24 protein-coding genes are annotated in these 24,308 nt (G+C 58.4%); 11 read left to right on the top strand and 13 right to left on the bottom strand.

Annotation, left to right across the window (positions count from 1 at the left end; all coding sequences use genetic code 11):
• Positions 1–98 precede the first annotated feature (98 nt).
• Positions 99–2,861, bottom strand: coding sequence for a DNA polymerase I (polA, locus tag Q6A51_RS04185; RefSeq protein WP_304574192.1), 2,763 nt, complete (start codon positions 2,859–2,861; stop codon positions 99–101).
• A 74-nt stretch (positions 2,862–2,935) separates the two neighbouring features.
• Here polA and Q6A51_RS04180 point away from each other — a divergent pair, with 74 nt between their 5' ends.
• On the top strand, positions 2,936–3,220 hold the full coding sequence (locus Q6A51_RS04180; protein WP_201000884.1) for a DUF2782 domain-containing protein: 285 nt from the start codon (positions 2,936–2,938) through the stop codon (positions 3,218–3,220).
• Between the two features lie 37 nt (positions 3,221–3,257).
• Complete coding sequence (locus Q6A51_RS04175; protein WP_304574191.1) at positions 3,258–4,208, top strand: homoserine kinase; 951 nt, start codon at positions 3,258–3,260, stop codon at positions 4,206–4,208.
• A 187-nt stretch (positions 4,209–4,395) separates the two neighbouring features.
• Here Q6A51_RS04175 and znuA read toward each other — a convergent pair whose 3' ends face one another.
• Positions 4,396–5,337, bottom strand: coding sequence for a zinc ABC transporter substrate-binding protein ZnuA (znuA, locus tag Q6A51_RS04170; RefSeq protein ID WP_304574190.1), 942 nt, complete (start codon positions 5,335–5,337; stop codon positions 4,396–4,398).
• A 67-nt stretch (positions 5,338–5,404) separates the two neighbouring features.
• Between znuA and Q6A51_RS04165 the strand changes: the two genes are divergently transcribed.
• Genes Q6A51_RS04165 through Q6A51_RS04150 form a run of 4 tightly spaced genes read left to right on the top strand, consistent with a single transcriptional unit; the run spans position 5,405 to position 8,229 of the window.
• On the top strand, positions 5,405–5,887 hold the full coding sequence (locus Q6A51_RS04165) for a Fur family transcriptional regulator (protein WP_025257811.1): 483 nt from the start codon (positions 5,405–5,407) through the stop codon (positions 5,885–5,887).
• Positions 5,887–6,684, top strand: a complete 798-nt coding sequence (gene znuC, locus Q6A51_RS04160; RefSeq protein ID WP_201000889.1) for a zinc ABC transporter ATP-binding protein ZnuC — start codon at positions 5,887–5,889, stop codon at positions 6,682–6,684. Before Q6A51_RS04165 ends, znuC begins: the two co-directional genes overlap by 1 nt.
• Positions 6,677–7,465 (top strand): zinc ABC transporter permease subunit ZnuB, encoded by a 789-nt coding sequence (znuB, locus tag Q6A51_RS04155; RefSeq protein WP_201019688.1) that lies wholly within the window; start codon positions 6,677–6,679, stop codon positions 7,463–7,465. Before znuC ends, znuB begins: the two co-directional genes overlap by 8 nt.
• 38 nt (positions 7,466–7,503) lie before the next feature.
• Positions 7,504–8,229, top strand: coding sequence for a PA5502 family lipoprotein (locus tag Q6A51_RS04150; RefSeq protein WP_201019689.1), 726 nt, complete (start codon positions 7,504–7,506; stop codon positions 8,227–8,229).
• Positions 8,230–8,282: 53 nt separating this feature from the next.
• Here the strand turns inward: Q6A51_RS04150 and katE are convergent, their stop codons facing one another.
• A complete protein-coding gene (katE, locus tag Q6A51_RS04145) occupies positions 8,283–10,430 on the bottom strand; it encodes a catalase HPII (protein ID WP_201019690.1) in 2,148 nt (715 codons plus the stop codon).
• A 312-nt stretch (positions 10,431–10,742) separates the two neighbouring features.
• Here katE and Q6A51_RS04140 point away from each other — a divergent pair, with 312 nt between their 5' ends.
• The 3 genes from Q6A51_RS04140 to Q6A51_RS04130 are packed head-to-tail and all read left to right on the top strand — an operon-like array spanning position 10,743 to position 13,253.
• Positions 10,743–11,750: a methionine ABC transporter ATP-binding protein gene (locus tag Q6A51_RS04140; RefSeq protein WP_201019691.1), complete on the top strand. Its 1,008-nt coding sequence runs from the start codon at positions 10,743–10,745 to the stop codon at positions 11,748–11,750.
• Positions 11,750–12,424 carry a methionine ABC transporter permease gene (locus tag Q6A51_RS04135; protein WP_201019692.1) on the top strand — a complete coding sequence of 225 codons (675 nt, stop codon included), beginning with the start codon at positions 11,750–11,752 and terminating at the stop codon, positions 12,422–12,424. The genes Q6A51_RS04140 and Q6A51_RS04135 overlap by 1 nt, the downstream gene beginning before the upstream one ends.
• 55 nt (positions 12,425–12,479) lie before the next feature.
• Complete coding sequence (locus Q6A51_RS04130) at positions 12,480–13,253, top strand: MetQ/NlpA family ABC transporter substrate-binding protein (protein ID WP_304574189.1); 774 nt, start codon at positions 12,480–12,482, stop codon at positions 13,251–13,253.
• A gap of 48 nt (positions 13,254–13,301) precedes the next feature.
• Here the strand turns inward: Q6A51_RS04130 and Q6A51_RS04125 are convergent, their stop codons facing one another.
• Genes Q6A51_RS04125 through Q6A51_RS04105 form a run of 5 tightly spaced genes read right to left on the bottom strand, consistent with a single transcriptional unit; the run spans position 13,302 to position 17,167 of the window.
• Positions 13,302–13,937: an SCO family protein gene (locus tag Q6A51_RS04125; RefSeq protein ID WP_304574188.1), complete on the bottom strand. Its 636-nt coding sequence runs from the start codon at positions 13,935–13,937 to the stop codon at positions 13,302–13,304.
• Positions 13,934–14,827 carry a heme o synthase gene (cyoE, locus tag Q6A51_RS04120; RefSeq protein WP_304574187.1) on the bottom strand — a complete coding sequence of 298 codons (894 nt, stop codon included), beginning with the start codon at positions 14,825–14,827 and terminating at the stop codon, positions 13,934–13,936. Before cyoE ends, Q6A51_RS04125 begins: the two co-directional genes overlap by 4 nt.
• On the bottom strand, positions 14,824–15,870 hold the full coding sequence (locus tag Q6A51_RS04115) for a COX15/CtaA family protein (protein WP_304574186.1): 1,047 nt from the start codon (positions 15,868–15,870) through the stop codon (positions 14,824–14,826). Before Q6A51_RS04115 ends, cyoE begins: the two co-directional genes overlap by 4 nt.
• 12 nt (positions 15,871–15,882) lie before the next feature.
• Positions 15,883–16,455 (bottom strand): hypothetical protein, encoded by a 573-nt coding sequence (locus tag Q6A51_RS04110; RefSeq protein WP_304574185.1) that lies wholly within the window; start codon positions 16,453–16,455, stop codon positions 15,883–15,885.
• Positions 16,433–17,167 carry an SURF1 family protein gene (locus tag Q6A51_RS04105; RefSeq protein WP_304574184.1) on the bottom strand — a complete coding sequence of 245 codons (735 nt, stop codon included), beginning with the start codon at positions 17,165–17,167 and terminating at the stop codon, positions 16,433–16,435. The genes Q6A51_RS04110 and Q6A51_RS04105 overlap by 23 nt, the downstream gene beginning before the upstream one ends.
• Before the next feature lie 74 nt (positions 17,168–17,241).
• On the opposite strand from Q6A51_RS04105, the gene Q6A51_RS04100 reads away from it, so the two are divergent.
• On the top strand, positions 17,242–17,445 hold the full coding sequence (locus tag Q6A51_RS04100; RefSeq protein ID WP_201019698.1) for a twin transmembrane helix small protein: 204 nt from the start codon (positions 17,242–17,244) through the stop codon (positions 17,443–17,445).
• A 5-nt stretch (positions 17,446–17,450) separates the two neighbouring features.
• Here Q6A51_RS04100 and Q6A51_RS04095 read toward each other — a convergent pair whose 3' ends face one another.
• The 4 genes from Q6A51_RS04095 to coxB are packed head-to-tail and all read right to left on the bottom strand — an operon-like array spanning position 17,451 to position 21,657.
• A complete protein-coding gene (locus tag Q6A51_RS04095; protein WP_201019699.1) occupies positions 17,451–18,341 on the bottom strand; it encodes a cytochrome c oxidase subunit 3 in 891 nt (296 codons plus the stop codon).
• 13 nt (positions 18,342–18,354) lie between these two features.
• A complete protein-coding gene (locus tag Q6A51_RS04090) occupies positions 18,355–18,912 on the bottom strand; it encodes a cytochrome c oxidase assembly protein (RefSeq protein WP_201019700.1) in 558 nt (185 codons plus the stop codon).
• A gap of 8 nt (positions 18,913–18,920) precedes the next feature.
• A complete protein-coding gene (gene ctaD / locus Q6A51_RS04085; protein WP_201019701.1) occupies positions 18,921–20,513 on the bottom strand; it encodes a cytochrome c oxidase subunit I in 1,593 nt (530 codons plus the stop codon).
• A 19-nt stretch (positions 20,514–20,532) separates the two neighbouring features.
• Entirely contained in the window at positions 20,533–21,657 is a 1,125-nt protein-coding gene (gene coxB / locus Q6A51_RS04080; protein WP_304574183.1) for a cytochrome c oxidase subunit II, read from the bottom strand.
• Positions 21,658–22,015: 358 nt separating this feature from the next.
• On the opposite strand from coxB, the gene Q6A51_RS04075 reads away from it, so the two are divergent.
• Positions 22,016–22,666 carry a hypothetical protein gene (locus Q6A51_RS04075; RefSeq protein WP_201019703.1) on the top strand — a complete coding sequence of 217 codons (651 nt, stop codon included), beginning with the start codon at positions 22,016–22,018 and terminating at the stop codon, positions 22,664–22,666.
• A 95-nt stretch (positions 22,667–22,761) separates the two neighbouring features.
• Here Q6A51_RS04075 and Q6A51_RS04070 read toward each other — a convergent pair whose 3' ends face one another.
• Positions 22,762–24,294: a SulP family inorganic anion transporter gene (locus Q6A51_RS04070; protein ID WP_201019704.1), complete on the bottom strand. Its 1,533-nt coding sequence runs from the start codon at positions 24,292–24,294 to the stop codon at positions 22,762–22,764.
• Between the last annotated feature and the right edge of the window lie 14 nt (positions 24,295–24,308).

Genomic DNA, 24,308 nt, shown 5'->3' with positions numbered 1-24,308 from the left:
CTAGGAGCATGACGGGTTTTTCAACCAATCGAGTTCTCTGACTGATGGTTGGCCGGTTAAGTTCCCGGCCAGCCGAAAAGTTCATGTTGGCGCGACGATCAGTGCGCCTCGTCCCAGTTGTTGCCCACGCCCACTTCAACCAGCAATGGCACGGCCAGTTGTGCCGCGCCGCTCATGTGCGGACGAATCTGCTCGCTGATCTGCTCGACCAGATCCTCGCGCACTTCCAGTACCAGTTCGTCGTGAACCTGCAGGATGACCCGGGCATCAAGGCCCGACTCTTCCAGCCAGCTGTTCACTGCAACCATGGCTTTCTTGATGATATCGGCGGCTGTACCTTGCATCGGTGCGTTGATCGCTGTGCGTTCGGCTCCGGCGCGTTTCATGCCGTTGTCGGAGTTGATGTCCGGCAGGTAGAGCCGACGTCCGAAGAATGTTTCGACGTAGCCCTGCTCCTTGGCTTTCTCCCGAGTGCGTTCCATGTATTCCCGCACGCCTGGGTAGCGAGCGAAGTAACGCTCGATATACGCCTTGGCCTGCTTGCCATCTACGCCGATCTGCCGGGCCAGGCCCGATGCGCCCATACCGTAGATCAGCCCGAAATTGATCGCCTTGGCGCTGCGGCGCTGATCGTTGGTGACCTGATCCAGTTCGACCCCGAAAACCTCGGCCGCTGTCGCACGGTGTACGTCCAGACCATTGCGGAAGGCATCCAGCAGCCCTTCGTCGCTGGCCAGATGCGCCATGATCCGCAATTCGATCTGCGAGTAGTCCGCTGCCAGCAGTTTGTAGCCCGGCTGGGCAATGAACGCCTGACGAATCCGGCGCCCTTCTGCGGTACGCACCGGGATGTTCTGCAGGTTGGGCTCGCTGGATGAGAATCGTCCCGTTGCAGCGCCCGCCTGGTTATAGGACGTGTGAACGCGCCCGGTTCTTGGGTTGATCTGCCCTGGCAAGCTGTCGGTGTAGGTGCTTTTCAGCTTGCTGATCGAGCGGTACTGCAAGAGCACGGTAGGTAGTTCGTGGCCTTGCTCGGACAGTTTGACCAGCACATCTTCGGAGGTTGAAGGCTTGCCCGTGGGCGTTTTTCCCAGAATCGGCAGGTTCAGTTTTTCATAGAGGATTTTCCCGAGTTGAGTCGGTGAACCCAGGTTGAACTCCTCACCCGCAACTGCGAAAGCCTGACGCTCCAGGTCGACCATGGTGTTGCCCAGCTCGACGCTTTGAATGCCGAGCAGGTTGGCATCCACTTTTGCACCTTCGCGTTCGATCTTCGCCAGTACCGGCACCAGTGGCATTTCGATTTCGCTCAGGACACGGCGCAGCTCCGGCGCAGCGTCCAGCTTTTCAATCAGGGTCTGATGCAGGCGCAGGGTCACGTCAGCATCTTCAGCGGCATACGGGCCGGCCTGCTCCAGAGCTATCTGGTCGAACGTCAGCTGCTTTTTGCCCTTGCCGGCAATGTCTTCAAAGCTGGTGGTCTGGTGGCCGAGATATTTCTTGGCCAGGCTGTCCATGTCATGGGCGGTCGCTACGGAATTCAGCACATAGGACTCAAGCATGGTGTCGAAGGCAACGCCCTGGACGGTAATGCCATTTTCCTGATCACCACCAATGGCACAGTTGGCCAGAATGTTCATGTCGAACTTGGCGTTTTGCCCGACCTTCAGGATGGCCGGGTCTTCCAGCAGCGGCTTGAGCGCCAGCAGCACGGTGTCGCGGTCCAGTTGGTCCGGCACGCCCATGTAGGAATGGGTCAGCGGAATGTAGGCGGCTTCACCGGCCTTGACCGCAAAGGAAAGGCCCACCAGTTGCGCCTTCTGCGCATCCAGCCCGGTGGTTTCGGTATCGAAGGCGATCAGTTTGGCGGTGCGCAGTTTTTCCAGCCAGACGTCGAAGAGTTCCTGAGTGAGGACCGTGACATAGTCCAGCTTGATCTCGGAAACCACTTCTTCCTTGACGATTTCCACGCCTGCGCGCTTGGCTTGCCGTTGCAGATCCTCAAGCCAGCTCTTGAATTCCAGCTCGGTGTAAAGCTCCGTGAGCTTTTCCAGATCTGGCTCACCCACCTGCAAGTCGTCGAGAGTGATGTCCAGTGGCACATCGACCTTGATGGTCGCCAGTTCATAGGACAGAAACGCCATGGCACGGTGCTCTTCAAGCTTGGGTGCCAGGGTCTTGGCCCCCCGGAACGCCATGCCCGCCACCGAGTCGAGATTTTCATACAGCTCTTTCAAGCCACCGCCCACACCGACCAGCAGACCTACGGCTGTCTTTTCACCAACGCCGGGAACACCGGGGATATTGTCGACTTTATCGCCCATCAACGCCAGATAATCGATGATGTGCTCAGGGCCGACACCGAACTTCTCTTTAACGCCAGGGACATCCAGCACGCTACCGGTCATCGTATTGACCAGCGTAATGTGCCCATCGACCAGTTGCGCCATGTCCTTGTCGCCGGTGGAGATGATGACCGGTCGATCCGCCGCCGCGCTGCTGCGCGCCAGGGTGCCGATCACGTCGTCGGCTTCGACACCTTCCACGCACAGCAGCGGGTAACCCATGCCTTTGACACAGGCATGCAGCAGATCGACCTGTACGCGCAGATCATCCGGCATGCTCGGACGGTTGGCTTTGTACTCGGCGAACAGTTCGTCCCGGAAAGTCCCGCCTTTGGCATCGAAAACCACCGCGAACGGGCTTTTCGGGTATTGCCGGCGCAGGCTCTTGAGCATGTTCAGCACGCCCTTGACCGCACCCGTCGGCAAACCTTTGGACGTGGTGAGAGGTGGCAGCGCATGAAAGGCGCGGTACAGGTAAGAAGAACCGTCCACCAGGACGAGGGGCGCTTGGCTCATGAGCAGAATCAACCTTTTCGGCGGGGTCGGCGCTAGAATGCGAGGACCATTGACGACAAAGGGACAAGGTTATCATGCGCACGGCAAATCGACTGTTGTTGGCTGGGCTGTTGGTGTTTTGTCCCCTGGTGGTTGCAGCTGAGGATTCTCCTGCGGACGCTCCAGACGTTACCATTCGCACCGACGGCGACAAGACCATTCAGGAGTACCGCCAGAACGGCTTTCTTTATGCGGTGAAAATCACGCCCAAGAACGGGAAACCTTATTTTCTGGTGCGCGCCGATGGTACGAGTCCCAATTTCATCCGTTCGGACCAACCGGACATGCTGATCCCTCAATGGGAAATATTCAGCTGGTAACACCCTAAATTCACTTAATTTTGCTGGCAGTCCTGATATGTCCGTTTTTACCCCACTGGCTCGGCCCGAGCTGGAAACATTTCTTGCCCCGTACGGGCTCGGCCGTTTGCTCGACTTTCAAGGCATTGCCGCAGGTAGTGAAAACACCAATTACTTCATCAGCCTGGAACAGGGCGAATTCGTCCTGACCCTCGTTGAGCGTGGCCCGATTCAGGATTTGCCGTTCTTCATCGAACTGCTGGACGTACTGCACGACGCCGACTTGCCGGTGCCTTACGCCCTGCGCACTACTGACGGCCAGGCGCTGCGTGAGCTGGCGGAAAAGCCGGCGCTGCTGCAACCGCGTTTACCGGGCAAGCACATCAGCGAGCCCAACACTCAGCATTGCGTGCAGATCGGCGAGCTGCTGGGCAACCTGCATCTGGCGACACGTGCCAATGTTCTGGAGCGCAAGACCGATCGTGGCCTGGACTGGATGCTCAGCGAGGGCAGGAATTTCCTTTCGCACCTGGACGAGCCGCAAAGAACACTGCTGGAAAACGTCTTGCAGGAAATCGAAGAGCTCAAGCCGCAGATCATGGCGCTGCCTCGCGCCAACCTGCACGCTGACCTGTTCCGTGACAATGCCCTGTTTGAAGGTACGCACCTGACCGGGCTGATCGACTTCTACAACGCCTGCTCCGGCCCGATGCTGTATGACCTGGCCATTGCGTTGAACGACTGGTGCTCGCTGGAAGGCGGTCAGATCGACCCGGTACGCGCCAGAGCTTTGCTGGGCGCTTACGCCGCCTTGCGGCCGTTTACGGCGGCTGAAACGAAACTCTGGGCAACCATGCTGCGCGTGGGATGCGTACGTTTCTGGCTGTCACGCCTGATTGCGGCTGAGTCCTTTGCCGGACAGGACGTGCTGATCCATGACCCGGCAGAGTTCGAGAAGCGTCTGGCACAGCGACAGGATGTTCATCTGCCGTTGCCGTTTGCCTTGTAAACGGGCTTTTCTCGAATGAAGTCGCTATCACCACAAAACACAACATCATGAATTAAATGAAATTTCCGTAGGAGCGAATTTATTCGCGAGAGGCCGGTACATCCCCAGCAAATGCATCGTCTGGAATGACGTCTCGCGAATGAATTCGCTCCTACCGGCGTAGGAGCGAATTCATTCGCGAAGCAAGCTACAAACCTTCCAGGCACCCCGCCAGATCATCACCCAGCTTCTGCAATACCTGCTCGTATCCCTGAGCAGTGGCTGGCGTGTAGCCGCCCAGCGCATCCAGTTCAGCCAGTTTCACCGGCAAGCCCGCTGTCAGGGTTTCGGCCAGGCGCGGACGCAATGGCGGCTCGCTGAACACACAGGTCTTGCCCACTTCCTTCAAACGCTCGCGCATGGCTGCGACATGCTGGGCACCCGGCTGGATCTCTGCTGCGACGCTGAACACGCCGGTGTGCTTGAGCCCATAAGCCTCTTCAAAGTAATCAAAGGCTTCATGGAAGACGAAATACGGCTTGCCTGCCACAGCGCTGACGCGGCTTTTGATCCGGGTATCCAGCGCATCGAGACGCTTGGCGAAGGCTTCGGCATTGCTCTTGTAGCGAGCAGCGTTGTCCGGATCGGCGGTACCGAGGTCGGTGGCCATCTTCGCGGCAATCACCCTGGCGTTGAACGAGGACAGCCACAAATGCGAGTCCAGGCTGCCCGGTCGGTGATCGTGGTCGTGCTCGTCTGCACCATGACTATGGTCATGATCGTGATCGTCATGTGACGCATTGTCTGCCTCGAAATGACGCAAATGCATGCCGGGCAAGGACTGCACGGCAACGGCAGGCAGTTTGCGACCCTGAATGACACGCGGCAGGAAACTCTCCATGTCCGGGCCGATCCAGTAGAACAGTTCGACCTCGTTCAGACGCCGTACGTCGGATGGACGCAAGGCATAGTGATGCGGTGATGCTCCGGGCGGCAACAGCACCTCTGGTGTACCCACGCCATCCTGTACAGCCGCTGCAATCAACTGCAGGGGCTTGATGCTGGTCAGGACCCGAACCTCTGCCTGGACGGGGGCAACAGCCAGCCAACTGGCCGACAAAACGACAAAAAGGTTAAAAAGACGGCGCACTTGGACCACTCATATAAGACAGGAACGGGTAACATAATAACGTCTCTAGCAAATATCGTCGCCGCTCATGCCTATTACACCGCTGGCCAGCCGTCCTCATGATCACTCTCATTGCGTGCATTCTGCGCTCACAGAAGCCGATGCGCTGTGCGCCAGCAAAGGTCTGCGCCTGACGACTTTGCGTCGTCGCGTGTTGGAACTGGTCTGGCAAAGCCACAAGCCGCTGGGTGCCTACGACATTCTTGCCGTGTTGAGCGACGAAGACGGCCGTCGCGCCGCGCCGCCAACCGTCTACCGGGCGCTGGATTTCCTGCTGGAAAACGGCCTGGTCCACCGGATCGCATCCCTCAACGCCTTTACCGGCTGCAATCACCCGACTCACGCGCATCAGGGCCAGTTCCTGATCTGCCGCGAGTGCCACGCCGCCATTGAACTGCAGCATGCTTCCATCAGCGATGCCGTGATCAATGCTGCCAAAGAAGTCGGTTTTCAGGTTGAAGGCCAGACCGTCGAAATCGTCGGCATCTGTTCCGGCTGCAAGGCCGCCTGATGAGTAATGCGTTGATTCGCCTGGAGCAGGTTGGCGTCACGCTTGCCGGGCAAAACGTTCTGCACAACATTCAGTTGAATGTTCGCCCCGGCGAAATCGTCACCCTGATCGGCCCCAACGGCGCAGGCAAGACGACGCTGGTGCGTGCCGTGCTGGGGCTGCTCAAGCCCGATGCCGGGACGGTCTGGCGCAAGCCCGGCTTGCGAGTGGGCTACATGCCGCAAAAGCTGCATGTGGACCAGACTCTGCCGCTCTCGGTGCTGCGCTTTCTGCGTCTGGTGCCGGGTGTGGATCGGGCGGCCGCGCTGGCAGCACTACAGGAAGTCGGTGCCGAAAAAGTCATCGACAGCCCGCTTCAGGGTATTTCCGGCGGTGAGATGCAGCGCGTCCTGCTGGCCCGTGCCTTGTTGCGCGAGCCTGAGCTACTGGTTCTCGATGAACCGGTGCAGGGCGTCGATGTGGCAGGTCAGGCCGAGCTGTACAGCCTGATAACCCGTTTGCGTGATCGTCACGGTTGCGGCGTGCTGATGGTTTCCCATGACCTGCATCTGGTGATGAGCACCACCGATCAGGTGGTGTGCCTGAATCGCCACGTCTGTTGCTCCGGCCATCCTGAACAGGTCAGCAACGATCCGGCGTTCGTCGAACTGTTCGGCAAGAACGCACAAAGCCTGGCGATCTATCACCACCATCACGACCACGCCCATGACCTGCATGGCGAAGTCGTGAGTGGCGATGCAGCGCCTGCATCCCCTATTCACACCCATGTCCACGGAGACAACTGCAAGCATGGCTGATTTTCTTCTCTACGCCTTGCTCGCAGGTCTGGCCCTGGCAGTGGTCGCGGGGCCTCTCGGGTCGTTCGTGGTCTGGCGGCGCATGGCGTATTTTGGCGACACCCTTTCCCATGCCGCCCTGCTTGGCGTGGCGCTGGGTTTTCTGCTGGACGTCAGCCCGACGATTGCCGTGACCGTCGGTTGCCTGCTGCTGGCGATTCTGCTGGTCACCCTGCAACAGCGCCAGCCGCTGGCCTCGGACACGCTGCTGGGGATTCTTGCTCCGAGCACCTTGTCACTCGGGCTGGTGGTCCTGAGCTTCATGCATGAAGTGCGTATCGACCTGATGGCTTACCTGTTCGGTGACCTGTTGGCGATCAGCCCGACGGATCTGGCCTGGATTCTGGGTGGTAGCGCACTGGTTCTGGTGCTGATCGTCTGCCTGTGGCGACCGCTGCTGGCGGTAACCGTGCATGAGGAACTGGCCAGGGTCGAAGGCCTGCCGGTGGCCTCGTTGCGCATGACGCTGATGCTGCTGATTGCCGTGGTGATTGCCGTCGCAATGAAAATCGTCGGGGTTCTGCTGATCACTTCGTTGTTGATCATTCCCGCCGCTGCGGCACAGCGTCACGCCCGTTCGCCTGAACAAATGGCACTGGGTGCAAGCGTGCTGGGCGTGACGGCTGTGTGTATTGGGCTATCGTTGTCATGGTTCAAGGACACCCCGGCAGGACCGTCTATTGTGGTATCCGCTGCGGCACTGTTCTTGCTCAGCTTTGTTCTCCCCAAGCGAGCGGTGTAGACTTGCTCGTTTTTTGCGCAACTTAGAGAATCGCAGGAATGAAGCCGCTCGCCTCCCGTTATCTGCTGCTTGTCGCATTTTCCATCCTGTTGGGTGCCTGCCAGAGTGCCCCAACCGTTGAAACACCTGTGGCCGAAGCAAAGCCAGACGGGTTTGCACAGCTTGAGCAAAGCATTACCAGCAATGAATTGGCGACTGCTGAAGACCAGTTGACGGCTCTGCAAGCTGCGGCGCCTACCGATATCCGGCTGGAGCCCTTTCAGCGTCGGCTGGCGGAAGCCTATTTGAGTCGTAGCCAGATCGGTTTGCAGAAGGGCGACATGAATGCTGCCGCCGCTGCATTGAGTCGTGCCCGTGCGCTGATGCCCAAGGCTCCGGCGCTCACCAGCGGCGTCAATGGCGCCATCGCTCATGCCCGCAAGGCCGAGCTGGACAAGGCCGAAGCCGAACTGCGCGCTGCCGAAGCCAGACGCATTGCGAAACTGATCGACCCGGCAGCCGACAGCACCACCATCGATCTCAAGATCGGCGATATGCCGCAATTGCGTCGCCAACTGGATGCGATTGCCTCGGATACCGTGGCATTCAATTGCGAAGTGCTGTTGCAGGTTCCTCGCACCGATGACTACCCATGGCTGGCAACATTGCTGACCAAGCGCGTGGTCAAGATCAATCCTGATTTCGAGCTGGAACTGCGCCGTCAGATCGAGCGTAATGAGTCAGCGCAGATTGTCTTGACGCCGGCCAGGCCTATTCGCGAATGAATTGGCCCCTACAGATGTAGGAGCCAATTCATTTGCGAAAAAAACCTGCGCAATCAGGCAGGTACAGCCTTGGCTTTCGGTTCTCTATCCCACACTCGATGCTGTGCGATGGCCTTGAAGAACGCATCGTATGAGCCGTCTTGTACGACCAGCAATCCAGCGTCTTGATCCAGATGCAGCAAATCCGGTAATGCCTTGGCATCGCTGGATACCGCGATGGCCTTGAGGTGCTTGTAAGCCTCCAGCACGTAATGCAAGGCAACCCCATCGGTGCTCAAGGCTTTTATCGAGTCCTTGCCGCCGGGGATGAACACTGCATCGAACGCCACCGATGGCAGCCCTTCCATCGACGCATCCACCGGCAGACTCTTGCCGTCGGCGGTCACCACGGGGGCAGAAGTCGGCCCCAATACCTTGCCGTGAGCACCTTCGGCTTGCAGTGCGGCTTTCATGGCCTCGACAGCTTTCCCGTCCACGCCATTGGCCACCAGGATTGCGACCTTGCGCGATGCGATGTCGCCGGATAGCAGATTGGCCTGGCTCAATGCAGGTGACTGTTTGACAGACGAGGATCTGGCGGCCACAGTCCCGGCCTTTGGCGCTGGCAGCCCCAGATTCTGTGCCACGCGGCTGGCCAGCTCCAGGTCGATATTGGCCAGAATCTCGTTCACCGTCCGGGCGCGGATATGCTCACGCTCAACCTTGCCCAACTCGAAGCTGTAAGCCGAGATGATGTGTTCTTTCTCGTGTGTGCTCATGCTCTGAAAGAACAGCGTGGCCTGTGAAAAATGATCCCCGAAGGACTCGCTGCGCTCGCGTATCTTGTGGGCGTCGATGCGCTCCGGATACGACTCGAAACCGCCGTCCACCGCAGCGGCAGGCGTTTCTTTCGGCCAGCCTCCATCGATTGAGTTCGGTTCGTAGGATGTCCGCCCCTTGTTGATCGTCATGCGATGCTGCGCATCACGCTGCCCGTTATGGTTGGGCGAAACCGGGCGGTTGATCGGAATTTCGTGGAAGTTCGGACCGCCCAGGCGACTGATCTGGGTATCGGTATAGGAAAACAGTCGACCCTGTAGCAGCGGGTCATTGGAGAAATCGATGCCGGGCACGATATGCCCAGGGCAGAACGCAACCTGTTCGGTCTCGGCAAAGAAGTTGTCCGGGTTGCGGTTGAGCACCATCTTGCCCAGTGGCGTCACCGGTACCAGCTCTTCGGGAATGATCTTGGTGGGGTCCAGCAGATCGAAGTCGAAGGCATGTTCATCCTCTTCGGCCACGATCTGTACGCCTAACTCCCACTCGGGGTAATCGCCCGTTTCAATGGATTCCCACAGGTCCCGGCGATGATAGTCGGTGTCCTTGCCCGCCAGTTTCTGGGCCTCGTCCCACACCAGTGAGCAGACGCCGTACTTGGGTTTCCAGTGAAACTTCACGAAGGTCGACTTGCCCTCGGTATTGATCAGGCGAAAGGTGTGGACACCGAAGCCTTGCATGGTGCGCAGGCTTTTCGGGATGGCGCGATCGGACATGGTCCACAGCACCATATGCGCCGACTCAGGAACCAGCGACACAAAATCCCAGAAGGTGTCATGAGCCGAGCCCCCGGTCGGGATTTCGTTGTGAGGCTCGGGTTTTACCGCATGCACGAAGTCAGGAAACTTGATCGCATCCTGAATGAAAAACACCGGCATGTTGTTGCCGACCAGATCAAAGTTGCCTTCGTCGGTGTAGAACTTGACCGCAAAGCCGCGAACATCCCGTACCGTATCGCCCGACCCCCTTGGCCCCTGCACGGTGGAGAAGCGCACGAATACCGGGGTTTTCTTGCCTGGGTCGCGAAGGAAGCCGGCCTTGCTCAAGGTGGCGTGATCGTCATAGCTCTGGAAGTAGCCATGCGCGGCCGTACCTCGCGCATGAACGATCCGCTCCGGGATGCGTTCATGGTCAAAGTGGGTGATTTTTTCGCGCATGATGAAGTCTTCCAGCAACGAAGGACCTCTGCTGCCTGCCTTGAGCGTGTTCTGATTGTCGGCGATCTTGACGCCCTGATTGGTGCGCAGCGCCTGCTCCGTGGCATCGGAGCGAAACGGCTCAAGGTTTTCCAGTTTTTCGTTGGTATTGCTTCGGTCAAGAGTGTCTGTTCCTGCCAGTTCGCTTTTCGGCGTAGAGGTAAGGGGTGGTTTTCTCGGGGTAGACATCAGACATGCTCCTCATTCTCTGGCCCGGCTTTCATGTCAGGCTCTATGATTCAACTCCCTTGGCAAGCCAAGGGAATCACGGCGTTAAAGGAGTGACCCGTCTGGAAAAGTGCCGTTCATTAAATTTTCCGGTCATTGGCACCACCGGTCGCGTTATGCCAATTGAGCATGTGTGCTGGCAAATAAATGCTAAGCAGTGCTGTGCGGACAGGCTAAAATGCGCGCCCGGCTTACCCCGCCGAGGTAACGAAGCAAGTGGCTGCCCCAGGTCACTGCGCTGATTTTTTAACGCGCCCCCACAAGGTTCGCTCCGTGATCGAGTTTCATAACGTCCACAAAACCTATCGGGTTGCAGGCAAGGATATTCCGGCTCTGCATCCCACCAGCCTGCGTGTCGAAGACGGCCAGGTATTCGGCCTGATCGGCCATTCCGGCGCGGGCAAAAGTACCTTGCTGCGCCTGATCAACCGCCTTGAAACCCCGAGTGGCGGGCAGATCGTGGTTGACGACGAAGATGTCACGGCACTCGACGCCAACGGCCTTCGGCGTTTCCGTCAGCAGGTCGGGATGATTTTTCAGCACTTCAATCTGCTGGCTTCCAAGACCGTGGCCGACAACGTGGCCATGCCGCTGACACTTGCGGGCGACCTGTCCCGTGAGCTGATCGACAAGCGTGTCGCCGAGCTGCTGGAGCGGGTCGGACTGTCTGCCCATGCCAGGAAATACCCGGCGCAATTGTCCGGCGGACAAAAGCAGCGTGTTGGCATTGCCCGCGCCCTGGCGACCAAGCCAAAGATTCTGCTGTGCGATGAAGCCACCAGCGCCCTGGACCCGCAGACCACTGCGTCGGTCTTGCAGCTGTTGGCCGAGATCAATCGAGAGCTGAAACTGACCATCGTGCTCATCACCCATGAAATGGACGTGATTCGCCGTGTCTGCGATCAGGTGGCCGTGATGGACGCCGGCGTGATTGTCGAACAGGGCAATGTGGCCGACGTGTTCCTGCATCCGCAGCACCCGACCACCAAGCGTTTCGTGCAGGAGCATGAGCAGATCGACGAGAACGAGCAGCGTGACGATTTTGCTCATGTTCAGGGTCGTATCGTGCGCCTGACCTTCCAGGGCGAATCGACTTACGCGCCATTGCTGGGCACGGTCGCTCGGGAAACCGGCGTGGATTACAGCATCCTGGCGGGCCGTATCGACCGCATCAAGGACACACCTTATGGTCAACTGACGCTGGCCATTACCGGCGGCGACATTGACGCCGCTTTCGCTCGCTTCACCGCCGCTGACGTTCACATGGAGGTGCTGCGCTGATGGACGCTTTCCTGAATCTGTTTTCCAACGTCGACTGGTATGAAATCTGGGTCGCCACGGGCGATACCCTGATCATGCTCAGTGTTTCGCTGGGCTTCACCATCTTGCTGGGCCTGCCTCTGGGCGTGCTGATGTTCCTGACCTCGCCGCGTCAGTTGCTGGAACACAAGCAGCTGTATGCGACGGTCGGGCTGATCGTCAACATGCTGCGCGCCCTGCCCTTCATCATCCTGTTGATCGTGATGATGCCGCTGACCGAAGTCATCACCGGCACATCGCTGGGTATCCTCGGTACGCTGCCGCCGCTGATTGCCGGTGCCACGCCGTTCTTCGCCCGTCTGGTGGAAACCGCTCTGCGTGAAGTGGACAAAGGCATCATCGAAGCGACCCAGGCCATGGGTGCCACGACCCGGCAGATCATCGTCAAGGCATTGTTGCCCGAAGCGCGCCCCGGCATTCTGGCGGCCATTACCGTGACCGCCATTGCGCTGGTGTCCTTCACTGCCATGGCCGGCGCCGTGGGTGCTGGCGGACTGGGTGACCTTGCGATCCGCTATGGTTATCAGCGTTTCCAGAACGACGTGATGTTCGTGACGGTCGTACTGCTGCTGGTGCTGGTGCAGATACTGCAAACCGTCGGCGACAAGCTGGTTGCCCATTTCACCCATCGTTAACCGAATTTGTTGGTAAGGGCCTGCTTGGTGCGGGCCTCATAAAAGGAGCTGTTGCATGAAAAAACTTTTGGCCGTATTTGCCGCCGTTACAGCATTGTCTGCGCAGGCCAACGAAACCCTGAGTATCGCCGCGACTGCTGTACCGCAGGCCGAGATTCTGGAGTTCATCAAGCCAACACTGGCCAAGGAAGGCGTAGACCTGAAAATCAAGGTTTTCACCGACTACATCCAGCCGAACGTACAGGTTGCCGAAAAGCGCCTGGACGCCAACTTCTTCCAGCACCAGCCGTACCTGGATGAGTTCAACAAGGGTAAAGGCACCGATCTGGTTACCGTTGCCAAGGTTCACGTAGAACCGTTCGGCGCTTACTCGGACAAGTTCAAGAAACTGGAAGACCTGCCAAACGGCGCAACCGTCGCGCTGCCAAACGATGCCACCAACGAAGGCCGTGCTTTCCTGTTGCTGGCCAAGGCCGGTCTGATCACCCTCAAGGACCCGACCAGCATCCTGGCTACGCCTAAAGACGTTGCGAACAACCCGAAAAACCTGAAGTTCCGCGAGCTGGAAGCTGCAACCCTGCCGCGCGTGCTGACCCAGGTCGATCTGGCGCTGATCAACACCAACTACGCGCTGGGCGCCAAGCTTGATCCAACCAAGGATGCGCTGGTGATCGAAGGTGCTGAATCGCCTTACGCCAACATTCTGGTTGCCCGTCCGGACAACAAGGATTCAGCTGCCATCAAGAAACTGGCTGCTGCGCTGAACACTCCTGAAGTGAAAGCGTTCCTGGTCGAGAAGTACAAAGGCGCTGTTGTTCCGGCGTTCTGATAAAAACCGAGTAGGAGCGAATCGGGCGGAGCGCCGCCCGATTCGCTCCTACTGGTTTCTCTGCAACAACCCTGGCAATTGCACCACCAGCTTCTGGCTGCTCAACGGTGCACGAATGAAGCCCCGCTGAGTGCCGTCCGGCCCCAGCAGTGCCAGGTTCCCGCTGTGGTCAACGGTGTAGTTCGGCTTGCTGGTATCGGCAGGAATGAACGGAATGCTCACCGCATTGGCCAGCCTCTGAAGATCCGCCACCGAGGCGGTGAGCCCGACGAACTCCTTGTCGAAATAACCCAGGTATTGCTTGAGCTGTTGCGGCGTGTCGCGATTCGGGTCGACGCTGATCAGCACCACGCGCAAGTTACCGACGACGTCCTTGGGCAGTTCGCTCTTGATCTGGCGGATCTGCGCCAGCGTGGTCGGGCAGATGTCCGGGCAGAAGGTGTAACCGAAGAACAGCAGCGTCCACTTATCCTTCAACTGATTGATGGCTACCGAGCCGCCGTTCTGGTCGATCATCGTCAGGTCAGGCAGGTTGCGGCTTTGCGGCAGCAGGATAATGCCCGCATCGATCAGGGCTGTCTGATCGGCTGCTCCTTTGCCGGACAGCACACGGTTGAAGGTCAGGCCCAGGATCAAGGCCACGATGGCGACGAGGATGAATACGGTTTTCTGGGTTCGAGTCATGGTTTCAACAGTAGGTAGTGATCTGCGAGCAGGGCAATGAACAGCAGGAACAAGTAATGGATAGAGTACTTGAAGGTGTCGATTGCCACGTGCGGTCGAGTGCCACGGTACAGCACCCGGCTCCAGTGCAGGAAGCGCAAACCCAGTATCAATGCACAAAACAGGTACGTCAGGCCGCTCATGTGAATCACGTAAGGCAGCAGACTGACCGCGAACAGGATGCAGGTATACAGCACGATATGCACCTTGGTGTACTGCTCGCCATGGGTGATCGGCAGCATCGGGATATCGGCCTTGGCATATTCGGCCTTGCGATGAATGGCCAGAGCCCAGAAGTGCGGCGGGGTCCAGGCGAAGATGATCAGCACCAGCAACAGGGGTTCGGCGGTAACCTGCCCGGTAACCGCCACCCAGCCCAGCAAGGGTGGCGCAGCCCCGGCCAGCCCGCCAATGACAATGTTCTGTGGTGTGGCGCGTTTCAGAAAACCGGTGTAGATCACGGCATAGCCGATCAACGACGCCAGGGTCAGCCAGGCGGTCAGCGGATTGGTGAATGCCAGCAGCAGAAACTGCCCGAGAAGCGTCAGCAGCAAGGCAAGGATCAAAGCGTTTTCCGGTGCGATCCGCCCTTGGGCAACCGGTCGTTTATGCGTGCGGGCCATCAGCGCATCGATATGGCGGTCCAGCACATGATTGATGACTGCCGCACTGCCTGCACACAGCCCTATCCCCAGATTGCCGAACAGCAGAATCGTCCATGGCACATGGGTGTGGCTGGATAGCAGCATGCCGACCAGCGAAGTGATCAACATCAACGCCACCACCTTGGGCTTGGTCAGTTCCAGGTAATCACGGCACAACGCCTGACGCTCCTGGCTCAGTACACTCATTGCATCGTGTCCTTCTTCACAGGTAGCACGTTTGCCCACGGGACAGGCAGGCGGATTCGGTCAGGCGTGCGGCGTGTACAAAAATTGATCAATGTCAGCGTCAACATCAAACCCGCGCCTCCTGCGTTGTGGGCCAGTGCAACGGGCAAGTGCAAACTTAGCAGCACATTGCCGAACCCCAGGCTGATCTGTATTCCAAGCGCCAGCACCAGCAGTGTCGCCAGCCCCTTGAGCCTGGCGCGTTTGAGTTGCCAGGCCAGAGTCAGTAATGAGCACGCAACCAGCATGGCGCCGACGCGATGGGCCAGATGAATCGCTGTGCGCGCTTCGTTGTCGAGCTTGCCGCCCAGATAATCGGGACCGATATGCTGGGTCAGGTGAAAACCATTGGCGAAGTCCGCATCCGGCCACCATTGGCCCTGGCAGGTTGGCCAGTCGGTGCAGGCCAGCGCTGCATAATTGGCACTGACCCAGCCACCCAGGGCGATCTGTAGCGTGACCAGCATCAGCCCGAGCGCCGCCCAGCGTCTTAAATGGGTGGGCAGTTGGGGCAAGGGCACGAAGGCGCCACTCAGGCGCAGGGTCAGCAGGAACAGCAGGCTCAAGGTGGCCACACCTCCCAGCAAATGCGCCGTGACCACTTGCGGCCAGAGTTTGAGCGTTACGGTCCACATGCCGAATGCCGCCTGGACGAAAACCACGCCCAGAAGCAGCAAGGGCAGCTTCAACGGTTGCCCGGCCAGGTGCCGACGCTGCCAGGCCTTTACTGCCAACAGAATAATGGTCAGGGTCAGCCCGCCTGCGAAATAGCGATGGGTCATCTCGCTCCAGCCTTTCCCCCGGTGCACGGGTGAGTCTGGAAAATGCAGCTGCGCATGAGCCAGTTGTCGGTCGTTGGCGGGTACGCTGATAAATCCGTAGCAGCCCGGCCAGTCAGGACAACCCAGACCGGCATGGGTCAGTCGTGTGTAAGCACCGAGTAGCACCACGAACAACGCCAGCAGCGTGGCAAGCAAGGCGATACGAAATCCGGGTCGGGTCATGACGACCTCCCTTTATCCGATGTTCGACAGTTTCAGCAGTTGGCGCAGATCGATCAGCAGATCCTTGCCTTTGACCCTGGCGTCATAGCGCAGCACAAGGTTGCCGTGGGGATCGATGATCCACAGTTGCGGCGCATTCAGCCCGGGGGCAAGTTTCTGATAGCGGGCAAGATCCAGTGGATATCGCCGTAATTGTGGATAGTCCTGCCGAAGTTTCTCGGCATAGTCGTCACTGAGCGGCGTCGTCGTGGCCAGGGCATGACTGGCGCGGGTTGCATCGCGGCCCAGGCCGATCTGGACTTGCCGCGCCAGATAGACCAGTTGCTGGCAATCGGCATCGCATTGCCCAGGCGCGCTGACCAGCAATTGCCAGCGCTGTTCATCGGCCTGTACACCCAGGTCGGCGCGGTTTTGGCCGTTGCCGATCAACTGGCCGTGATAACTGCGGCTGTCCGGTACCCAGAAGTTGAAACGGTACATGCAGGTGGCCAGGATCATTGGCCCGATAGCCACCAGCACCAAGACCAACAGTTGCAGGCGTCCTCGTCGTTGCTTGCGAAATTCAGATACGCCGACGGTGTTCATGATTCTTCTCCCGGTGTTTTCTGTTGCGCCAACCCCGGTACAGACCAAAACCGAGCAGGGCCGTGGCCAGGGCAAACCATTGCACGGCGTAACCCATATGTTTTTGCGGCTCCATTGCCACCACCGGCCAGTCAGTGCGATAGGCTGCCTCGCCCGGTTCAAGACGCAGTTCGTGGGGATAACCCTGGCGATCCAGCTCAGCCCAGAGCTTGCCTGGCGTGAAGGCGGTCACCAGCCTGGGCCATGAGTTGCTCACCGCATCGGCTTGCAGGTGAAAGCTCTCGCCGTGGGGGACATAGACCCAGGCATTCAGGTTCAGCAGCTGGTTTGAGGTGCTGAATACCGGCGGCGTGCGTCGATCCGGCCAGGGCAACCAGCCACGATTTATCCACAACCATAATCCGCTGGGCTGGTCCTTAAATGGCTGGAGCAACTCGACGCCAGCCTTGCCGTCGCGAGTGCTGTTATCGAGCAGCAGGCTGTGGGCCGCATCGAATTGCCCATGCAGTTGCACGCGCCTGTAGGCAGGTTCTTCGATATCCAGCAAGCGGGCGATATCGACGGGCGCAGCCGCACGGTGCCCGGCGTAATGGTCGAGAATCACGCGCTTTTCTTCGGCCCGGTTCAATTGCCAGAAACCGAGCATGACCAGCAGTGGCAGCACTGCCAGCATCAGCAGTGCAGGCCCCGAACGCAGGATGAAGCGTTTCATCCTGCCGTCCGTTCTGGCCGTAGGGCCATGCCTATACTCCATTGCATCATGGCGATTGCTCCTGGAGTCTTCTCATGCTCAAAGCAGCGATTGTTTTTATGTTGGCGGCCACCGTGACTTGCCTGTTCAGCGGCCTGTTCTTTCTTATCAAGGACGACAACCAGTCGACCCGCCTGCTCAAGGTCCTGGCCCTGCGGGTCATTCTCGCCGCCCTCACCCTGGCGCTGATTACCTGGGGCTTCTACAGCGGCCAACTGGTTTCACATGTGAACTGGTGACGGGCTCACAAGACATACACAAAGGTGAACAGGCCGATCCACACCACATCCACGAAATGCCAGTACCAGCTTGCGGCCTCGAAGCCAAACTGATGCTCGGCATCGAAATGCCCGCGCAGAATCCGCACCAGCATTACAAACAGAATGATCGTGCCGATGGTGACGTGGGCGCCGTGAAAACCTGTAAGCATGAAAAAGGTCGCGCCATAGATGCCCGAGCCCAGAGTCAGGCCAAGCTCCTTATAGGCATGTACATACTCTTCAGCCTGCAGCACCAGAAAACTGCAGCCCAGCAGCACGGTGACGGCCAGCCAGCCTTTCAATGCGCCGCGATGGGCCTTTTTCAAGGCGTGGTGGGCAAAGGTGATGGTGACGCTGGAGCTGACCAGCAAAATGGTATTGATCAGCGGTAAATGCCACGGATCAATGATGCCCTTTGGGGCGGGGAACAGTTTCGGGTCCGGGTTTTCCAGCAGCGGCCACTGGAATTGAAAGTTCGGCCACAGCATGTTCGATATACCGTTGGCGCCCTCGCCGCCCAGCCACGGACCTGTCCAGACCCGCACGTAAAGCAGCACCCCGAAGAAGGCCATGAAAAACATCACTTCCGAAAAGATGAACCAGGCCATGCCCCAGCGGAACGAACGATCCATCTGCGCGCTGTACAGTCCGGCCCGTCCTTCTTTGACGACCGTACTGAACCAGCCAGACATCATGTAGGCCACCAGCAGGCCGCCAATGAAAAAGATCAGAGGCCCGTTGGATTCGGGCCGCGCCGCCTTCAGGTCATTGAACCAGGTACCCAGGCCGAACATCGTGACCAGCAAGGCCAGCGTGGCAATGATGGGCCATTTGCTTTGCGCCGGAACGTAGTAGTGCTCATGGGGCGTAGCCATTTGAGCGTCTCCTTCAGCCACCGTTTTTCACGACAGGCAGAACGGGGGGCTGGCGTGCAGTGATATCGAACAGCGTGTAGGCCAAGGTCAGGTGTTTCACGTCTTTGGGCAGGTCGCGATCAACAATGAAACGCACCGGCATTTCGATCCGCTCTCCCGGTTGCAGCATTTGCTGGGTAAAACAGAAGCATTCGGTCTTGTGGAAATAAGCCGCCGCTTGACCTGGGGAAATACTCGGCACGGCCTGCGCCGTCATCGCTTTGTCGGTGGGGTTCTGCGCCACGAAAATCATCTCGTTGACTGCGCCTGGGTGAACCTCGATCTCTTCGGTCCGGGGATGAAACGCCCAGACCATGTCCACCGCATTGGTCGAGATGAACTGCACACGCACCAGCCGCTGCTGATCGATCACCTGCGAGCCTTGATACTGGCCACCGGTCTTGCCATTGATGCCAAATGCCCTGCACATCACGTCATACAGAGGCACCAGAGCGAAACCAAAGGCGAACATCACGGCCACTATCAGCAGCAGGCGAGTGACAAGGCCTTTGATCGAATGCACGTTGCTCATGGCGGTACTCACTTCACTTCGGGCGGTGTGCTGAAGGTGTGATAAGGCGCGGGCGAAGGCAGTGTCCACTCCAGCCCGTCAGCCCCATCCCAGGGTTTTGCAGGCGCAGGCGGCCCGCCGCGAATGGTCTTGATCACAATGAACAGGAAGAACACTTGTGTCGCGCCAAAGGTGAAAGCCCCGATGGACGACACCATGTTGAAGTCCGCGAATTGCAGGTTGTAGTCCGGGATACGACGCGGCATGCCTGCCAGGCCAAGAAAGTGCATCGGAAAGAACGCCATGTTCATCCCCACGAATGACAGCCAGAAATGCAGCTTGCCCAGGGTTTCGTCATACATGTGTCCGGTCCACTTGGGCAGCCAGTAATAAGCCGAGGCGAAAATGCCGAAGATCGCGCCGGGCACCAATACATAGTGGAAGTGCGCGACCACGAAGTAAGTGTCCTGGTACTGGAAATCTGCCGGGGCTATCGCCAGCATCAACCCCGAAAACCCGCCAATGGAAAACAGGATCACGAACGCCACGGCGAACAGCATGGGCGTCTCGAACGTCAGCGAGCCTTGCCACATGGTACTGACCCAGTTGAACACCTTGACCCCCGTCGGCACGGCAATGAGCATCGTCGCGTACATGAAGAACAATTCGCCCACCAAAGGGATTCCCACCACGAACATGTGGTGTGCCCACACGATGAACGACAGGAAGGCGATGCTCGCCACGGCGTAGACCATTGAGGTATAGCCGAACAGCGGCTTGCGCGAGAAAGCAGGGATGATCGAGCTGACCGCGCCGAAGGCCGGCAGGATCATGATGTACACCTCGGGGTGGCCGAAAAACCAGAATACGTGCTGAAACAGCACCGGATCGCCGCCCCCGGCAGCATTGAAGAAGCTGGTGCCGAAATGGATATCCATCAGCATCATGGTCACGCAGCCTGCCAGCACCGGCATGACCGCGATCAACAGGAACGCCGTGATCAGCCAGGTCCAGACGAACAGCGGCATTTTCATCAGCGTCATGCCCGGTGCCCGTAGGTTGAGGATGGTCGCGACGACATTGATAGCGCCCATGATTGAGCTTATTCCCATCATATGGATGGCCAATATGAAGAATGTCACGCTTTCGGGTGCATAAGTCGTCGAGAGCGGTGCGTAGAAGGTCCAGCCAAAGTTGGGGCCGCCGCCAGGATGAAAGAGCGTGGAAACCAATAACAGGAACGCGGCAGGCAATAGCCAGAAGCTGAAGTTGTTGAGGCGTGGCAAGGCCATGTCCGGCGCGCCGATCATCAGCGGAATCATCCAGTTGGCCAGGCCGACGAAGGCTGGCATCACCGCGCCGAAAACCATGATCAGGCCATGCATGGTGGTCATCTGATTGAAAAAGGCAGGCTCGACGATTTGCAGGCCCGGCTGGAACAGTTCCGCGCGAATCACCATGGCGAATGAACCGCCCAGCAGGAACATCGTGAAACTGAACCACAGGTACATCGTGCCGATGTCCTTGTGATTGGTGGTCAGTACCCAGCGCATCAGGCCTTTGGCGGGTCCATGCGCATGCTCATGGTCTGTCTTGCCATGGTCATCGATCACTGCACTCATGTTCCGGTCTCCTGCGCGCTCATTGCTGTGACTGCTTGAGGGTCAGTACATCCCTGGGGCTCAGCATGTCGCCCTTGTCGTTACCCCACGCATTGCGCTCGTAGGTCACAACTGCGGCGATATCGACTTCCGAGAGTTGTTTGCCGAAGGCAGCCATGGCTGTCCCCGGCTTGCCGTTGAACACAATCTTCAAATGATCTTCGATGGGGCCGGTGGCGATTTTCGAGCCCTTGAGCGCCGGGAACAGTGGCGGCATGCCCTGTCCTTCAGGCTGATGGCAGGCGGCGCAAACGGTGTGATAGACCTTGTCGCCGTGGGCGACCAGTTCTTCCCGGGTCCAGTTCTTGTCGGTGAGTTCCTTGAGCCTGGCGCCTTCTTCCTTGCGTTCGGCCAGCCATGCCTGGTAATCCGCTGGGGCCTTGGCTTCCACCACAATGGGCATGAAGGCGTGGTCCTTGCCGCACAACTCGGTGCATTGGCCTCGGTAAATGCCGGGTTTTTCGATACGGGTCCAGGCTTCATTGACGAACCCCGGAATGGCATCGCGTTTGACGGCGAAAGCGGGTACCCACCAGGAGTGGATCACGTCGGCGCCGGTCACCAGAAAGCGGATCTTCTCGCCAACCGGCAGCACCAGCGGTTGGTCGACCTCCAGCAAATAATGTTCGCCCTTGGCTTCACGGTTTTGGATCTGGTCGGCGGGGGTCGCCAAGTTGCTGAAGAACTCGACATCATGTCCCAGGTATTTGTAGTGCCATTTCCACTGATAGCCCGTGATCTGGATATCGACATCAGACTCACTGGCGTCATACATGCTGATCAGGGTCCGGGTCGCCGGGATCGCCATGGCGACCAGAATCAGAAAGGGGACGATGGTCCAGAGAATTTCGACGGTGGTGTTTTCGTGAAAGTGGGCGGCTTTCTGCCCGAGGGAGCGTCGATGCATGATCATCGACCAGAACATGGCAGCGAACACCACAAGGCCGATCACGACACATATCCAGAAGATGGTCATGTGCAGATCGAACACCGCGTTGCTGACGGCAGAGGCGCCAGGCGCCATATTCGTTGTCCAGGCTGCTTGCGCCTGAGCAAATATTTGCCACAACACGAGCCCCATCCAAACGTATGGACGTCGCTTCATCGCGGGGTCCCCCAGCTTGTTATCCGGCAGACTTTGTCTGCGGCCAAGGAGCGGCTTGCGAATTCACTGACATCATGCCCGGATGACCCAGGTCTACAGCGTTGCGGCCTTCAGCCAACTTCTCTCACAGCCGAGTATAGACATAGCCAGAGAGTGCGCAACGCGATGGGAGAACCATCCATATAGATGTATGGGGTTTTATTAAGATCGTAAGATAAAGGTCTTGAAAGAGTCTTTTAATAACTAATACACATAAATGTTACTTAGTTATGAAAAATGCGTCTTAGGGAGTCAGCCAATCAGGCTAACGTATGACTTCCCCTAATAACTACCTGGTTTTAAGCCCTCAGGAGCCTTCATGAACACCGCCGCATTGCGCGAGCAGATTCAGCGTGCACATCAACACGAAGCCGAAACAGGCCAATTGCTACAACAACTGGAAATCCAGCTACCCCATCTGCATCCCGCGATTGATCTTCCGGATGTCGACGCAAAAGGTGTGCTGACGCGCTTTGTTTCTGCCTATATCGAGTTGGTACCGGACCTGCTGGACGCTGCTCACGAAGTTGCAGTTCAGGCGGGTATAGAAGGACAGATAAAGCCTGTCCTGAAAATTGCCGAGCAGTTTTTCGTTAGTCCGCCAGCCATCATGGCCGGTCATGAAGGGCTCGACAGTCTGTTGGATGAAGCGTATCTGGCACATCGCCTTGTAGAAGAGGTGAATGACCTCTACATCAAGCATTTCGGCCGGCCGTTGATCCCTTCGAACACTGTCGTCGCCAGTGTGATTGCCCACCAGTTGATCGGCGAAGAGTTCGCCAACCAGCTCGATGAAGCCGTACATCATGCAGTTGACCAGTTACTCGATGATGAGAGCTTTGCACTGGAATCGGTCGAAACCTACCGTGAGCGCCTTGATAGCCCCGACACCGAAGAAGCATGGAAACGCTGGCCGTGTCTGTCACGTCAACTGGGCATCGGCCTGGAGCTGGATCGCCCCGAGGCCTGATGCTGTCGGTCGTTGTAATAATGTCTTTGCGAGCAAAGGAAGGAGAGTCGGCAGGCGCTCCGCTGCTTCGCGAAGACGCCCACCGCTGACGCGAGCTACCTGGCAGCAGCTCCGATACCGGTTGTCGTATAGATCCGACCTTCCAGACGACGCTTCAAGCCCCGCGACTCGATAAGCAGTTTCGTCCCCTGAGCGGCATTGGTCCGCCCCCACTCTTCCAGCAATTCCAGGCAAGAGTGATCGATATAGGTCAGGTTGTTCAACGGCACGTGCACGGTGCTGCCTTGAGGGATGCTGCCCAGCACTTTGGTCAGCGCCGGAACCTTGAGGAAGGTAGCCGCACCCACCAGACGCAACTCCATTTCACCGTCACCCTCCAGTTGAACCAGGCTGATCTTCAGGCGCGAAGCCTTGAGTGCCAGCTTGGCCAGAGTCAGACCGAAACCAACCAGTACGCCAGTCAGCAGGTCAGTGAGGATGATTGACGAAGCCGTGGCGGCATAGATGAACATCGGCGTGCGTCCATAACGGCCCAGACCGCGAAATGCCTTGAGATCTACCAGCTTGAGGCCCGTGTATACCAGCACACCCGCCAGGCTCGCCACCGGAATGCTTTGCAGTACGCTCGACAGAATCAGCACGAAAGCCAGCAGCCAGAGGCCATGGAAAATCGTCGAGAATCGGGTTGTGGCACCTGCCTGAACGTTTGCCGAGCTACGCACGATAACGCCGGTCATTGGCAGCGCACCCACCAGGCCGCACAGCATGTTACCTATGCCTTGTGCGCTTAACTCCTTGTCGAAGTCAGAGCGCGTGCCGTTGTGCATGCGGTCGACGGCAGCGGCCGAAAGCAGCGTTTCGGCACTGGCGATGAAGGCCAGGGCGATGGCAGCAATCAGGATCGCAGGATCGGCGAGGTTCATGAGGTCCGCAGGGCGTAGCCAGTCGATGGCGTCGGCCAGATTGTCAGGGACCTCCACGCGCTTGACCTCCAGCGCCATGATGAGGCTTATGCCTGTTGCAAGACCGACACCCAGCAGTGCTCCCGGAACGAAACGCAGTGATTGTGGACGGATTTTTTCCCAGGACCACATCACCAGCATGGTTCCCAGACCCAGCAGGCCTGCCTGCATGGCCGGTCCAGGCCCGATGGCCTGTACCAGAGTTTCAGGGAATGCCAACAGGTTATCCAGCCCGGACGGTTTCGGGCCGCTATCAAACATCACATGCACTTGTGAAAGGACGATCAGCACGCCGATGCCGGCCAGCATGCCATACACCACAGCCGGTGCCGTCACCCGGAACCAGCAGCCGAGCTTGAAGCGTCCGGCCAGTAGTTGAAGCAGGCCGGCCAGCAGAAGAATCGGGCCAAGCATGGCCATTCCATGCTCACGTACCAGCTCGAATACCAATACGGCCAGACCTGCGGCAGGGCCACTGACCTGCAAGGGCGACCCCGCGATCCAGCCGACGATCAGGCCACCGATGATGCCAGTAATCAATCCCTTGGCCGGAGGCATGCCAGAAGCAATTGCAATCCCCATGCACAGCGGCAGGGCAACCAGGAACACCACCACGGAAGCGAGCAGCTCCCGTGGTAAAACGGATTTCAGTTCTGTAGTACCCATGATGCTTCTCCGGG

Source organism: Pseudomonas serbiensis (genome assembly GCF_030580745.1).
In the GTDB taxonomy this organism is placed as follows: Bacteria; Pseudomonadota; Gammaproteobacteria; order Pseudomonadales; family Pseudomonadaceae; genus Aquipseudomonas; species Aquipseudomonas serbiensis.
Note: the sequence above shows the minus strand (reverse complement) of the source record. Positions and strands in the feature narration are given on the sequence as shown.